General features: G+C 38.5%; 11 protein-coding genes. 10 read left to right on the plus strand and 1 reads right to left on the minus strand.

Annotated elements, in window-relative coordinates; all coding sequences use genetic code 11:
• The first annotated feature begins 32 nt into the window (after positions 1-32).
• Positions 33-1,583: an FMN-binding glutamate synthase family protein gene (locus ND812_RS00705; RefSeq protein ID WP_265375879.1), complete on the plus strand. Its 1,551-nt coding sequence runs from the start codon at positions 33-35 to the stop codon at positions 1,581-1,583.
• A complete protein-coding gene (locus ND812_RS00710) occupies positions 1,584-3,659 on the plus strand; it encodes an adenylate/guanylate cyclase domain-containing protein (RefSeq protein WP_265373832.1) in 2,076 nt (691 codons plus the stop codon).
• Here ND812_RS00710 and eat read toward each other — a convergent pair.
• The gene (gene eat, locus ND812_RS00715) at positions 3,652-4,959 is read right to left on the minus strand and encodes an ethanolamine permease (RefSeq protein WP_265373833.1); all 1,308 of its coding nucleotides are present in this window, start codon (positions 4,957-4,959) and stop codon (positions 3,652-3,654) included. The two genes, ND812_RS00710 and eat, sit on opposite strands and share 8 nt — an antisense overlap.
• A 230-nt stretch (positions 4,960-5,189) precedes the next feature.
• On the opposite strand from eat, the gene ND812_RS00720 reads away from it, so the two are divergent.
• The 8 genes from ND812_RS00720 (at position 5,190) to ND812_RS00755 (ending at position 15,991) form a co-directional block, all read left to right on the plus strand.
• Positions 5,190-6,011 (plus strand): LA_0442/LA_0875 N-terminal domain-containing protein, encoded by an 822-nt coding sequence (locus ND812_RS00720; protein WP_265373834.1) that lies wholly within the window; start codon positions 5,190-5,192, stop codon positions 6,009-6,011.
• A 19-nt stretch (positions 6,012-6,030) separates the two neighbouring features.
• Positions 6,031-6,849 (plus strand): carboxypeptidase-like regulatory domain-containing protein, encoded by an 819-nt coding sequence (locus ND812_RS00725; RefSeq protein WP_265373835.1) that lies wholly within the window; start codon positions 6,031-6,033, stop codon positions 6,847-6,849.
• Between the two features lie 282 nt (positions 6,850-7,131).
• Positions 7,132-7,941 carry a carboxypeptidase-like regulatory domain-containing protein gene (locus tag ND812_RS00730; protein WP_265373836.1) on the plus strand — a complete coding sequence of 270 codons (810 nt, stop codon included), beginning with the start codon at positions 7,132-7,134 and terminating at the stop codon, positions 7,939-7,941.
• A 132-nt stretch (positions 7,942-8,073) separates the two neighbouring features.
• Positions 8,074-9,651, plus strand: a complete 1,578-nt coding sequence (locus ND812_RS00735; RefSeq protein WP_265375880.1) for a TPM domain-containing protein — start codon at positions 8,074-8,076, stop codon at positions 9,649-9,651.
• Positions 9,652-9,797: 146 nt separating this feature from the next.
• A complete protein-coding gene (locus ND812_RS00740) occupies positions 9,798-10,736 on the plus strand; it encodes a hypothetical protein (RefSeq protein ID WP_407658418.1) in 939 nt (312 codons plus the stop codon).
• Positions 10,737-10,789: 53 nt separating this feature from the next.
• Positions 10,790-11,308 carry a DUF1993 domain-containing protein gene (locus tag ND812_RS00745; protein ID WP_265373837.1) on the plus strand — a complete coding sequence of 173 codons (519 nt, stop codon included), beginning with the start codon at positions 10,790-10,792 and terminating at the stop codon, positions 11,306-11,308.
• A 198-nt stretch (positions 11,309-11,506) separates the two neighbouring features.
• A complete protein-coding gene (locus ND812_RS00750) occupies positions 11,507-14,887 on the plus strand; it encodes a chitobiase/beta-hexosaminidase C-terminal domain-containing protein (RefSeq protein WP_265373838.1) in 3,381 nt (1,126 codons plus the stop codon).
• Positions 14,888-15,064: 177 nt separating this feature from the next.
• On the plus strand, positions 15,065-15,991 hold the full coding sequence (locus ND812_RS00755) for a hypothetical protein (RefSeq protein ID WP_265373839.1): 927 nt from the start codon (positions 15,065-15,067) through the stop codon (positions 15,989-15,991).
• The last annotated feature ends 50 nt before the right edge of the window (positions 15,992-16,041 follow it).

A 16,041-nucleotide genomic window follows, 5' to 3' on the forward strand; every position in this document is an offset into this window, starting at 1 on the left:
AACTTAGTTCGAGGGTAGATATGGATGCAAAAATGATGAATACAATTTTGAGTTGGATCGAAACAAACCCTCTCTCTGCCACTTGGGCCGGACTATTTTTATTTTTTGCACTCGTTTTCATTCGGGACATCACACAAAAAAAACACACCATTCAAAGGAATTTTCCCATCGTTGGAAGGTTACGTTACTTTTTAGAAATGATTGGTCCCGAACTCAGGCAGTACTGGGTAGCCAATGACAAAGAAGAAAGACCATTTGACCGCACAGAAAGGAGTTGGATTTACGCAACTGCCAAAGGCCAAAATAATAATTTTGGATTTGGAACGACTGAGATTCAATATGAACCTGGTTATCCCATCATTAAACACAAAGCATTTCCTTATCCTGAATCGAAAGCATATGTGCACAACAATGACCCGAGTTGTATTCCCTGCCTTAAGGTCATTGGGCCGAACCGAAAATTCCCTTACAGACCTTATTCCATTGTCAATATTTCGGCAATGTCATTTGGTTCCCTTGGAAAAAACGCAGTCTTAGCTCTCAACCGTGGAGCAAGAGATTCTGGTGCTTACCATAACACTGGTGAGGGGGGACTTAGCCACTACCATATGGAAGGTGCCGATATTGTTTGGCAAATTGGAACTGGATACTTTGGTGCAAGAGACAATTCTGGAAAATTTAACTTAGAAGTTTTAAAAGAAAAAGTCGGAAAAAATGCCTGCGTAAAAATGATTGAAATCAAATTATCACAGGGCGCCAAACCAGGAAAAGGTGGTATTTTACCTGCTAAAAAAGTTAACGCAGAGATTGCTTCAATTCGACATGTTCCTGAAGGAAAAGATTGTATATCACCTAACTCTCATAGTGAGTTCACAAATGTAAAAGAACTAGTGTCCTTTATCGAAAAAATAGCGAATGGAACAGGTTTGCCTGTTGGGATCAAAAGTGCAGTTGGTGAAATTGAATTCTGGGAAGAATTAGCAGAAGAAATAAAACGTACCTCACAAGGTCCAGATTTTATCACCATCGATGGTGGTGAAGGGGGAACTGGTGCTGCCCCACTAACATATGCAGACCATGTGTCTTTACCCTTTAAAATAGGATTCCAACGAGTGTATACTTTGTTCCAAAAAGAAGGTTTGTCTGACAGAGTTGTATGGATAGGTTCGGGAAAATTGGGTTTTCCTGACCGAGCAGTTGTCGCCATTGCCATGGGTTGTGATCTCATTAACATCGCAAGGGAAGCCATGTTATCGATTGGTTGTATCCAAGCCCAGAAATGCCATACAGACCATTGTCCTGCTGGTGTTGCCACACAAAACTGGTGGTTACAACGTGGAGTTGATCCAGAAATCAAGGGCAAACGAGCTGCCAAATACATCCAAGGGTTTCGAAAAGAACTTTTAAGTTTGGCACATTCTTGTGGATACGAACACCCAGGACAATTTACAGGCCAAGACATCGAAATCAGTATGGGAATGAATCGTTACCAAACCTTGGAAGGATTACTCGGATACAAACGAGATGAAGTGAAATTTACAAAATTACAGGATTATACAGTTTTTCCAAAACGACAAGCTTAGATGAAAAAACTCATTTTGATATCTCTTTTATTCCTAGTTAGTTGTCTATCAGAGGAAAGGAATGTAAATAAAGAAGCAAAAAATGGGTTTATCAGTTTAAAGAATCATTCGTTTCAATTGGAACCTTTTGTGGCTCTAACTGGGGAATGGAAGTTTTTTTGGAATACTTCTCCAGACAACATCCAAGAATCAAATTTAGATCGTATCCTCAATCTGCCTAATCATTGGAATGGATACCGAATGGACTATGGTAATCTTTCTGGATTTGGTCATGCAACCTTTCGCATGCAACTAGAATTACCAGAAGACTTACAAGAGACAATGGCACTTACAGTGCATGAACAGGACACCTCTTATGCAATATACATCAATGGAAAGTACTACGGAGGATCGGGGATACCGGCCAGTAACACCAATCAGTTCGTTCCGATGGTTAAGTCCACCATTGTTGTTTTACCACATAACAAAAACCTCACGATTGATCTGTATGTAGCCAATTATGTTCACAGAAAGGGTGGAATCTGGAACGACATTGTTTTGTCATCATACACTAAAGCAGAGAATCGTCTCACCAAACACAAGATAAATGAAACAATCTTGTCCTCAATATTTGCCTTTGTTGGGATTTTCTTTTTAGTTATGTATTTTTACAATCGAGATGGAAGGCAAACCTTAGGAATCTTTTTGTTTTCCTTAGCTGTATTACTCAGAACCATATCAACAGGCGAACGAATTGTACTCGAATTCATTGATATGCCGTACTGGGCACTACTTCGATTGGAGTATGTATCTTGGTACTGGTCTGCACCTCTACTCTATCATTATTTTTATACAATTTTCCCGTATGACTTTTCTAAAAAGGTAGGGAATGTTTTTTACTTTCTCTCTGCGATCTTAACTCTGGGGCTTATTTTGCCACCAGTCTATTTCACAGAAACTGCCTCCATTTACCCAATTGCGTTTGTATTAAATGGACTTTTTATTTTGTATTATTTATTCCAAGCGTACCAAAAAAGCAGGATGGAAGCAAAACCTTTGTTATTCGGAATTGGACTCATTCTGATTGGAGCGAGTAACGATGTTTTACATGCACAAGCAGTGATCCATACCACTTACATTGGTCCTTCCACAGTTGTGATCTTTGTATTTTTACAAGTATTTACTTTTGGTAGAATTGTTAGACAAAACATCATCAAAACCCTAGAGTTTGCCGAAGAACAAAAACAATTTAGTTCTTCCTTTAGTCGATTTGTTCCCACTGAATTTTTATACCATTTAGGAAAAAATGACATCCGGCAAGTTGACTTAGGAGACCAAGTTCAAAAACGAATGACTGTATTATTTGCAGACATTCGATCCTTTACTGAATTTTCTGAAACACTCACTCCAAAAGAAAACTTTGATTTTCTAAATAGTTATCTACAACGTGTTGGACCAATCATCCGTCATAATAATGGGTTTATTGATAAATTCATTGGTGATGCAGTCATGGCGTTATTTCCATATAATATCAGTGATGCGGTAAAGGCTGCTGTTGAAATGCAAGAGGCAATTAGAATTTACAATAGCCATCGAGCAAATTGTGGTTATATTCCAATTGAAGTTGGGATAGGAATCCATACGGGAAATTTAACCCTCGGAATTTTAGGTGAACACAAACGGATGGAAGGTACCGTGATTTCTGATGCAGTGAATTTAGCATCTAGGATTGAAGGGATCACAAAACTATTCTCTTCTAGGATCGTCATCAGTGCGGAAACATTTATCGAGGCATCTGACAATTTAGGGTTTCACTACCGATTACTCGATCGAGTGAATATCAAAGGTAAAACAGAATCGGTTTTTGTTGTTGAGGTGTTAGATGGATATGAGCCAGAAAAATCGAAACGTTTGATTGCTTGTAAAGACGATTACACTCTTGCCCTCGATGCCTATCGTAGGGAGGATTTTGAAGAAGCAAAAGAAGGTTTTGCATCTCTATTGGATAAAAATCCTGATGATTCAGTATCCCGTCTATTTTTAGAACGTTGTAGAGATGCACTTCAAAAATCCAAACTCGAGTTTGGCACTAGTTAATTAATTTGTTTCGGAAGTGGTTCAACCGATACCCAATTCCCAAGACAATCCCAACTAAAAAAACGCCCATCGTTAATTTTGGTTCTGAATAAAAAACAGATCCAAACGCAAAAACACCAAACCACATCGCAATGAAAGGCAAAATTGGATACAAAGGGGCCTTGTAAGGTCGATCCAAATTAGGTTCTCTTTTTCGTAAAAAAAGATAAGATACCAAACAAAGTAAATACATCCCACAAGCACCTAATGCTGATATGGTGATGAGTTCTGCGGTATTCAAAAACAACATACAAAAAATTCCGACAACTCCACCAGAGATCACAGCGTTTTGAGGGACAACCGATCCTTTGGTCAATTGAGATAAATACTTTGGAAGGTAACCTTCCTTACTCATTGCATATAACAACCTTGAATTGCCCAAAATGATCCCAAAAAGCGAAGCAACGAGTCCAAACAATCCAATAAAGGTAAACAAAATGGGCCAAATTGATTCGGATCCGTATAAAGAATTTAATACATAGGACAAAGGATATTCAATGTTAGCAATGTCCTTTGTATTTGTTACCGAAGCTGTGAATCCATAAATCATACCTGCTAAACAAAGTAAAGTGATGATACCTGCAATATAACCTTTTGGAATGTCTTTCGCAGGATTTTTTACTTCTTCCGCTGCTAACGCAACTCCTTCCACAGCTAAAAAAAACCAAATCGCAAAAGGAATTGCAGTGAATACTGCCGAAAAAGAAACATTTGTTTCCTTTTTCCAAGTCGGAATTTGATCCATTGAAAGATGTGGGATCAATAATCCTAAGTACAATAAAAGTCCAATCACAGCAATGAGAGTTACAAATAACTCAAAACGAGCAGTTTGTTTGATCCCAGTTAAATTCATAAGTAACAATAACAAAAACATCCCAATGCCTGCATAAAAGGAAGGAATGATAGGAAATAAAAAATGAATGTATCCACCTAAGGCAGAGGCAATGGCAGGTGGTGCTAATAAAAATTCAACTAATACGAGATAACCAGTAAAAAATCCAAATGAATCACCTAATGCGCGTTTTGCATAAGCAGAAGGACCACCTGCTTGTGGGATACTTGCAGCTAGTTCCGTAAAACAAAGAGCAAACATTACATAAAAAATGGCAATCCATACAATCGAAATTCCAAACTCCCAAACGTTTGCATTTGACCATCCAAAATTCCAACCGAAGTAATCTCCAGAAATGACAAGTCCAACTGCCATTCCCCATAAATGCACAGAATGAAGGGCTTTGTGTAATTTTGGGGATTCGTTCATTTTTACTCTCTCGATTGAAATTGTAGTTAATTCCACATTGGTATGTTCTTAGTATGATTTATGTCTTCCTATTTTTTTACGTATGGAATGACTAAATAGAACACTGGTTCGATGGAATCATTTGTTACAAATTTGACACGCTATTTCCAAAAATCTTTAAATTTCTTAATTGCAATTGAGAAAGAGACTGATATTTATAGGAGAAATCCTAGATTTATCGGTATTTTCAAATGCGAAACTGCAATCTAACATTCCTTATCCTTTTTTTATTTCTATTTTTACCTCTTCATGCTGTTCAAACAGTTCTTTTGAAACAAGGAAAGTCTGTTAAAGGAATCATTACAAATCAAAACGTTGAGAATGTTGAAATTGATACACAAGATGGGAAACACATGGTGATTTCCAAAAAATCAGTCTTGAAAATTCTCTATAAAGACTTAGCAGAAGCGGAAGAAGAAAAAATCAGAAAAGAAGAAGAAGAGAAACGAAAATTAGAAAAAGAAAAAGCAATCGCTGCAAAACAAGAAGAGATACGTAAAAGACGTGAATCCCTCGCAGAACAAGAGGCATTAAATCGATCGAAAACAAATGAAGGAACAAAAGTCGCACATAGTTTGCGAGATTCATTTGTTCTTACCTCTATAGCCGATGGAAATATGATTACACTCGCACCCGAATCAGCGAAATGCCAAACGTTCCAAGAATACCCTGAGTATTTTTGGTTGTTTGGTGGTTTAAGATTCTCTGAACCAGATTGGGATGTTCTCTTACCCAAAGATAGTAGACCTGTTCGTATCCGCCAAACATCGACTTGGAAAGACCTTGCAATCACACTTCTTGGTGGATTTGCGATTACAATTACAAGAAAAACAATTATCGTAGATGTTTGTGAAGGGAATGGATATCGTATGGTATCAGATTCGGAAATCAATCGAATCAAAGAAGAAGCCGTCGAACAAATCAAAACCGAACAAGAGTTAAAAGAAGCTGAAGAAAAATACGAACTCGAATTACTTGAAAAAGACTTAGAAGCATTGAAAAAGAAAAAATAACGGAGAGAAGTATTGAATCATGAATCTTAGATCTATACAAATAACAAATTTCTCTTTTCGTAATTTCAGCAAAAGATTCGGTATCTTTGTTGTACCGATTCTTTTATTCCAAAACTGTTATTTGAATCCTGTTGTTTATGATCTATTAAATCCGGCTGAGAAAGAAGAGAATCCAGCGGCTTTAAGTCTTCTTGGGTTAGGACCTTCTGCAATGATTGTCACAGGTCAAATATTTAGCGGTCCATCAGGGGTCTCAGGAGCAACAGTTCGAATTTTTGGTTCCACTGATCCAACAAATGTTAGCACTACCGATTCAGCGGGTCGATTTAAATTAATTGGCTCCGAAGGAACAATGAATCTTCAAGTCGAGTTCTCGGGAACAACATTTACGATTGAACTTTTCGTAACTCCTATAGCGGTTTCTTTAATTTCGATTAGTAATTCTAGTTTTACAGTATTGAATTTGGGAATGTATAGCTCTTCTTTGGGGAACGTTTCTTTCTTTGATTTAACTTCATCAAATCCGTATAATGGATTGATTGTCAGTAATAACCCAATATACACGGCGACAATTGGAAATGACTTCAATTTTTCTTTTTCCGAAAATCTAGAAGTTCCAAGTGACGCAAATCAATGGAGAATTGATAATATACTGATATCACCAACATTATCCTATTTTTCAACAAGTGTAAGCGGGAATCAAGTGGATATCCAAGTGAATCCGGGATCTTACAGCTTCCAAACTTATACGATAACACTCTTGCCAGGTATAAAATCCTTATCAGGAAAAAGCTTAAAACAAACTATGATGCAATTTCAAATTAGTTTTTTGCCATAAAATTTTTTCAAGACTAATTGATTTATCAAATTTCATCATGTTTCCTTCCAACTCTTCTTGCAAAACTTCTTTCTCTAATCAAATCAAAAAATTTTAGATACTCATTGCCTATCTTATCAATATATTATTATTTCATAATATTAAATAAGTATTTTTAAACCAAAGCTTCTAATCATGATTTTTTCAGAATGTTTTTTTTATTGACTAAATATTTTGACTCAATCATTATTTAATTCTATATTTTCACAAAAGATCCAATATGAGGAAAGATGAGGATGCGAAATGAAACGATTGCAATTTTTGCTTTTTATATGGCTTATATTACTTGGTTCTTCAAACTGTTATTTCAATCCATTCGTTCAAAAATACATTTTTCCTGATCCGACTAAAGAAAATTCACTTTTTTCTAACCTTACACTTTTAGGACTTACACAAGCACCGTTTGCGTTATCACTCACTGGTCAAATTCGGGATCAAAACGGGACAGCCGTTCCTGACGCAGTCCTAACAGTGATGAATCGCTCATCGGAATTAGAAGGTCTAGATTCAACCGTTACAACAAATGCAACTGGTCGTTTTTTCATCCGACTTTCGTCAGGAACCACTACCTTCTCGGTCACTCAGGACAATTCCCCATATTTTATATTTACTGTTTTGATAACATCAATTGGTGACATCAGTGTATTAGAAATCAAAAACAATTCCGTTGAAGTTGAAGTATCAAGTTTTTTTGTATATGACCCCGGAAACCAACCTAGTTTTTTCGAATTAATTGAATCGGATCCTTTTCATCGATCGACTAGACAAGTTGGTCCATCTGCTCTCTATTTATATTTTTCGGAACCTCCCGTACCTCCTAACCAAGGAGAGGAATTAGCATGGCTCACCCAAAATGTATCTATCTCACCTTCTTTTACATTTGGTAACCTTAGTTTTGAAGTGGATTCAATGATCGTTTTAGTTTCTGGTTATTCATCGCAAACGACAACCTATACAGTCAGTTTGGGTCCTGGAATTTTTGGATCTAATTCAGGATTACCACTTACACCGAGGACTATAGTTTTCACATGTGAATACCCTTGTGGACTTTAACTCATACTTGACAAACAAACAAATTCCATCTAGATTTTTCAGATCGTGATGCAGTCAATTCTTACTCATTCCAAACAATTACCGAAAGCAATAAACAGAAACGATTCGGATTCACCTTTTCGTTTGCATTCGATGGCACTGTTTCCATTGTTTGTTGCCCTTTCACTATTTTTGCAATGTTCCAATACAAATGAAGAATCCATTGATACACTTGTCACCAAAGTACCGAACCCAAAAGTACTTCGCAACAGTTGGGTGGAAGACGGTGCCGGAGTCCTAACAGATACTACATCCATTGACAGTCTGATCAATGCAGAAGAAAGTTCATCTGGGTTAGAAATTGCAGTCGTAACTTTACCAACAATCGGCAGTTATGTGCCAAAAGATTTTGCAGTGGCACTCTTCAATCATTGGAAAATTGGGAAAAAGGGGAAAGACAATGGAATTTTAATTTTGCACGTCATTGACCAAAGGAGAATCGAAATCGAAATTGGATACGGACTCGAAGGTGACCTTCCTGATGCAACTGTCAAAAGGATCATTGATACTTATACAATCCCTTCTTTTAAAGAGGACAATTTCCAAAAAGGCCATGTCGAGACTGTTGCAGCCTTGATCCAAAAGCTCAAACACCCTGAAATCGCTGTAGAAAATTTAATCTCCCAACAAGAGGAAAGTTCCCTTCCCTCTGATGCAAGTTCTACTCCATCCGAGAATGTTGATTCTAATCCAGTTGTACGCACTAATTTATATGATTACCAAGGTAAGAAGTTTACTGACCTCACTTCAGAAGAAAAACAAATATTCGAACAGACGATTGACACATACAATACAACTTCCAATTTCTTTTTGACTGATGAGGAATCTCGGCTCTTAAATGAAAAATATGAAGAAACGGAAAGATTAGAAAAGGAAGAATCCTTTCATTTTAAATCGACTTTTGTTCTTGGTTATTTGGGTCTATTTATTTTGTTAAATCTTTTACAACGACTTATCGTTTGGATTTTGCCTTCTCCCACTGCCAAATACCACATTGTTCTCAAAACTGATTTTATCTTATACTATGGAATTGTCATTAGCCCTCTGATTTTAGTGATTACAACACTATCCCTTTATCTGGGAGAGGCTCTTTTCCCTGTTTCGATCTTTCTCATTATCGCAAGTATCATTGTTTACTTTATTTTCCTTGGCGACCATCGAATGAAAAAGTTAAACACGAGATTACAAGCTATCCGCAATATTCCGAGAAAATGTGAAACATGCGGATCAACGATGACCAAACTTTCAGAGGAAGCAGATAACAAACATTTGTCGGACGGCCAAATCTCGGAAGAAATTGTCAACTCTGTTGACTATGATGTTTGGGTTTGCCAATCATGCCACAATCACTCCATCTTAAAATTTCGTAACATCGATCCAGAATACATTTACAAAGGCACTTCGTTTCCTAAAATCAAGGTTTGTCCTGAGTGTAAATTTGAAACCTATGTTTGTAAATCCAGTCGGATACTCTCCGAAGCAACTTACAGTAGTTCGGGGAAAGTGGAAGTCAGACGAAATTGTGCTCATTGCAAACACAGTGAAATCGAATATGAAACCATTCCCAAAAAACAAAAAAGTAGTTCTGGCTCCGGTGGTGGAGGGGGTGGAGGCGGAGGAAGTTTTGGAGGCGGTTCTTCCGGAGGTGGAGGGAGCGGTGGAAGTTACTAAGGATTTCGATTTCCCGTCCGCAAAAGTAGAACGAAAAAGTAGGATATAAATATAGTATTTTTCCCTACTGAAAAAAACTCTAATTTTTCCGAAACCGAACATACATTCGCCTATTCTAATTTCATTAAGATTTAGAATGTGACATTATGTTCGATTCGATTCCTCTCAGAATCATGCGAGTGTGTGGTTCTATTCCTGCTACAGTTTCGATTTTCCTTCTATGTCTCTTACTAAACCCCTCCCTTGGGGCAGAGGAAAATGAAATCCCGCTGACCATCCATGATAAAAAAGGTCGATGGAATGTCCAATGGGGTTATAACCGAGATTATTTCACACAAAGTGATATCAACTTTCGTGGTCCAGGGTACCGTTATACTTTAAAAGCTGTTGATGCCAGAGACAAACCAGAATCATTCAAAGCAGACGTTTATTTAAATCCTTCAAAATTTGAAATCCCTCAGTACAATTTAAAGTTTATCTATTACTTTACAGATCGTTTCTTTTTATCGTTCGGCCAAGATCATATGAAGTATGTAGTCACACCAGGACAGACAGTCAAATATTCAGGTTATATAGACCCTGGAGTGATCCCAAAAAACCAGCTAGCTTTATCACCGGAAGCAGCAGCATTCATTTATCTTTTTCCTGGACATGTCCAAGAGATGGCGGGATACCATGGTGGGGACCAAACAATTACTTTAACACCTGATATACTAAAGTATGAACATACCGATGGTTTGAATTACCTATTTTTAGATTTTGGTTGGATTACTCCCCTTTATACTTCAGCTGATGGACTTAGTGGCATTAGTTTGATATCCTCTATTGGTGGTGGACCAGTGGTTTGCCGTAGCGACGTACGCGTGTTAGGTAAAGGACAAAACAATAACTTCCATGTTTCTGGTTATGGAGTTTCTGGATATGTTGCTACCCGCTATGAATTTTCTAGAACATATTACATTGAATTTGGTGGTAAAGGTGGTTACATTGATCTCACCGATGTGTTAACAAGTGGAGGTTCCAATCGTGCCTCACAAAATTTTGGCTTTTTAGAGTTAATCCTCTCTGGTGGTATTGCCATTTAGATTTTTTGATTTAATGGATTGATTTCGTTTGTTCTCTTCCAATGAATAGAATTATGAATCAATCCATGATCTTCGAAATCTCTGTCCAATCCTTCAAAAAAGGACTTGGAAATTTACTGAATATTCTAGAAAAAGCGGAATCCCATGCGGAAGCCAAAAAGTTTCCTTTTGAAAATTTACTGAATGCAAGACTGTTCCCTGACCAATTTCCTTTAACAAAACAAATCCAAATTGCATGTGATACTGCTAAACTTTGTGTGGCTCGTATTTCAGGAAAAGAGGCACCTAAACACGAAGATATAGAATCAAATTTAAATGAACTGAAAACAAGGATCCTATCGGTTCTCCAATATTTGGATAGTTACCAAGAATCAGATTTTAAAACAGTTTCAGAAATGAAAGTGTCCCAGCCACGATGGGAAGGACAATACTTAACTGGATGGGAATACCTTACCCACCATGCGATCCCCAATTTTTATTTCCACATCACAACTGCTTATGCGATTCTCCGTCATAACGGTGTGGAGATTGGAAAAAAAGATTATTTAGGTGAGATGCCATTTAAGAAATAAAAAAAAACATCCATACAGCTCATCAAGCTTCGCAAAACCGCTGAAAACGGTGCAAACGCGTTTTCAGAACGTTTTTAACGGAAAAATTTTATTTTTTTTCCTTCTATGTAATTTTCCATTGAGAGCATGGAGACCTTTTGCTTGATTAGAATTTCCGAATATAGATTTGGAAATTTGAATTTGAAAACGGACTCTGTTATGCGAAATAAACTTTACTTACTTTTTGTTCTAATTCTTTTTTCGAGCCAATGTGTTGGAATCCTCCCCGATGGTTCCTCGAAACAGGGTTTCAATGCATTTGTTTTTTTACTTGGACTGATGGGAGGGAATCCGAGTACCTCTCAGGATTTATCCCCTGGTACTACACTTGATCTTTCGGGAGATGGGAAAACAGACGCCACTCTAGTAGATTCAGATGGGGATGGTGTATCCGATGGGATCAACCTAACAGGTGACACTACTCCCAATCTTATCCTTCTCGATACAAACGGTGATGGAATTCCCGATGCAGTTGACAGCAATGGAGACGGCAATGCCGATTACTACATCAGTCCAAACCCTCCTGGATTTTTAATGACAGCCCCAGGTGGAACAGGAAATCCTGTGGTCATAATTGTTGATTCCAATGGAAATCCACTTGGGTTTGATACTGACGGTGATGGGACACCGAATGACACAGCCATTGTCACAATCCTAAGTGATACAACACCTCCTACTCTCACCAGTTCTTTGTTAGCTGGCACTTATTCAACGGCGCAAACTACTACGCTCACTTGTTCTGATAACAGAGCTCCTGGTTCGATTGTATACACGATGGACGCTTCTTCTCCAACATTTTCACCAAAACTGGGAACGGTGGTGAATCGCTCTTCCCAATCCATTTCCCTTTCTACGGAAGGAAATCATACTCTACAAGCTATCTGTCGTGACCTGGCAGGAAACCTTTCGGCACCATTAAATATTACGTATACGATTGATTCCCAAGTCCCTGCACTTACTCTAGTAGGCCAAACGGCAACTGCGATTAGCTCCCAAGCCGGTGCCATTACAAGTTCTACAACAACTTGGCAATCCAATCGTTCTGGTTCATATGTAATCCGTGAAGGGAGCGATTGTGCCTCTGGAACTCAAGTGGCATCGGGGAATGTGACTGCCGATGACGATCAAACCTTCCAACGTTCCTATACTAATTTTACAGGCGAAGGAACCAAAACCTATAGGATTTGCGTTACAGGATCCAATGGACTAACTGGATTTGTTTCCTTTAACATCAGGCGAGATGACACACCACCTACAGTCACCACAAATCCAGGTGGAGGGAGTTATGCAACGGCGACTTCTGTTTCTGCTTCTTGTTCGGACGTAGGAGGCTCTGGATGTGATAAAATCGCCTATTCAGTATTAGTTGGCTCTTCTCCGACAAATCCCAGTATCCAAGGAAGTACGGGAAGCATCACCAGTGGAAATTTGTACAATACAGCCATTGCCATGTCAGATGGGGCAACCACCTACACGAAGTTTATTGCCCGTGACCTTGCTGGGAATGTATCCAATGTGGCTTCACAAAATTATATCGTAGATACAGAAGTGGCAACAATTACCATCAATTCACATACTCAGGCAATCAATGGTACTTCTAATGTATCATTAAGCTGGCAAACATCCAAAGCTGGTTCTTACCAAATTCGATTAGGAGGAACGAACTGCTCAACTGGAACGGCTCTCTCCAATACAAGTAACAATTCTAATGTCACCGGGAATTCAACCGCGTCCAGTGAAGTGGTGTCAACCATCGCAAACTCCCATTTTACAGAAGGGGAAAATACGATTCGCATATGTGTGGCAAACCTAGTCGGAAGTTTTGGATCCACCAACCGAACGACAAGGAAAGACACAACTGCTCCTGTCGTAACGATGACCTCCCCTTCTGGTGCTGGTCCTTTTGCAACGGGAACCCAACTCCAACTCAGTTGTTCCGATACAAACGAAAGTGGCTGTGACAAAATCATATATACCTTAAACGGCACTGAACCAACGTTTGATGGCAGTGGAGCAGTGACAAATGGATCTGTTTATACAACACCAATGGCGCTCTCCGATGGGAGTAACCAAGTGCGTTACCTGGCCCGTGACTTAGCAGGAAATTTAAGTTCAAGTGGGGACCATAGTTTTTATTTGGGCCCACCAGATGCCCCAACGTTTGTGGAAGCTCAAGCTGGTGGAACGAGTGCCGTTGTACAATGGTGGCCAGTGAGTGGTGCTACTTCGTATACTGTTTACTATGGCACAAGTCCAGGAGTGACGACGGCTTCGACAAGTTATGGGCCTGTGACAGATTCTTATGCAACCATCACAGGTTTGGCGAGTGGGACTTTGTATTACTTTAGGGTGGTGGCAAGTAACACTGTGGGAACCAGTTCATTCTCATTATTGGAAGCGAGTGCTTTGACGACAGTAACACCACCGGGGACAAGTGAAACAGGTGTACATATTGATATATCGGCAGGGCAGGGATATAGTTCAGGTCATAGAGCTTCTGCTGTAATTGATTATATCAATGGAAAACTAATCGTCGTTACACGAAATGATGCAAACTATGCAAAACCCAGTCTATTCAAATGCAATTTAGATGGATCAAGTTGCTCCCATACAGATATTTCAGCCGGACAGTCAGCTTATTCTGGTAATACACCAATTCCAATCATTGATTATGTAAATGAAAAGTTGTTAGTCGTCTCGATTAATGGGGCGAATAATTTCAAACCAAGTCTTTTTAGATGTAATCTAGATGGTTCTAGTTGCTCCCATACAGATATTTCTTCCGGACAAGGTACTAATTCTGGTATGTATCCGACCGCAGTCATTGATCAGATCAATAGAAAGTTGTTGGTTGTTACTCAAAATGAAGCAAATAATAAAAAACCTAGTCTCTTCAGGTGTAATTTAGATGGTACTAGCTGCTCACATACTGATATTTCGGTTGGGCAAGGGACTAGTTCAGGTTATAGCCCAAATGCTATTATTGATTATTCTAATGGAAAGTTGTTAGTTGTTACAAGTAATGGAGCGAATAATTTCAAACCTAGTCTCTTCAGATGTAATTTAGATGGTACTAACTGCTACCATATAGATATTTCTACTTGTCAAGGGACTAGTTCAGGTTCTAGCCCAATTCCAATCATTGATTATGTAAATGGAAAGTTGTTAGTTGTTACAAGTAATGGAGCGAATAATTTCAAACCAAGTCTTTTTAGGTGTAATCTTGATGGTTCTAGCTGCTCCCATACAGTTATTTCTAATGGACAAGCGACTAATTCGGGTTTTAGCCCAAAGGCAATTATTGATCATTCCAATGGAAAGTTGATGGTAGTCACTCAAAACGCTGCAAACAATAACAAACCTAGTCTCTTCAGGTGTAATTTAGATGGTACTAGCTGCTCACATACAGATATTTCGGTAGGGCAAGGGACTAATTCAGGTTATTTGCCCACTGCTGTCATGGATCATATTAATGGAAAACTCTTAGTTATCACCCAAAACAATGCTAACTCCAACAAACCCTCCCTCTTCATCTGGTAACCCGCGCCAGGGATCCGAAGGGCTTGGTCACCTGCCATCGTTAGATGGCGGGGGACGGGAGCGTTAGCGCACCCCGAAGGGAGCCCGGTCGGTGTTCGATGAATCTGGATCATCAAACAAATGCGAGGCGCACATTATCATCTATCAATCCATAACAAACAACCCCCAAGGAATCCAATGAATCTAAAACCATTTCTCTTTCTCTTGTTTCTCTCTACCAACTTTGTCTTGGCACAAGAGGTGAGTGAATCGCGAAAATCAAATCTCAAAACCTATGAATATGGCCTCAAAGGACAAAATTTTACCTACGTCCCTTTTGAGACAAAGGGAATCATCGGTTATAACCAATCGGATCTCCGCAATAACAAAGATTTGGTGTATTTGCCATTTTTTAAGTATCGAAATCCGGAAAAACAATTTGGATTCGAATTTGATATGGTAAATATCAAACTTGATGATCCATATCGAAAAACATTTTATTCCAATAGTAATGGTCTCTTTCCATCAGCGATCCCGTATGGAAATTTCCAAAGGCAAGAATATCGTTTTCATTTTTTCTATATGCCGATTGAAAGCCAAATTTTTTATTTTGGACTTGGTTTATTAAAAATAGATCGAATGTACCAAGTGGAGAATTATGAATTTGCTTACAACATTCGCCATGACAAAATCAATTCGTATGGAATTTCCATTCCACTGCGGAGTAAAATTCAAATTTTTGATGGTTTAGAATTCAATTTAGGATTTGATCCTTACGTCACATATGGGAACAGGGATTATGCGAACCAAAGATCCAGTACTATGTATTCATCCGATGGTCGAGTGGGCCCTTACTTTACACTTGCAAAAACCAATCCAAACAACATTACGGAAATCTTAGGATTTCAAGCAGAGGTTTCTCTTTCTTACAAAGTATATGACCAAATCAGATTGTATTTTGGTTTTATGCGAAACCAATCCAAAATCCGTTCGATCAATTTTGAGCAAAGGAATTATACCTATTACGGAGCGGACAACGAATTGTATGTGTCGAGCAGAAGTCCCTTTGAAAGGGCGATTGATACACACAATTCGTTTTACTTCGGGATCTCGAACACCCATTAAAATAAAAAAAACCATCCAAGATTTCTCAAGGATGGTTTTCCCCACATACT

This window comes from Leptospira limi, assembly GCF_026151395.1.
GTDB classification, from domain to species: domain Bacteria; phylum Spirochaetota; class Leptospiria; order Leptospirales; family Leptospiraceae; genus Leptospira_A; species Leptospira_A limi.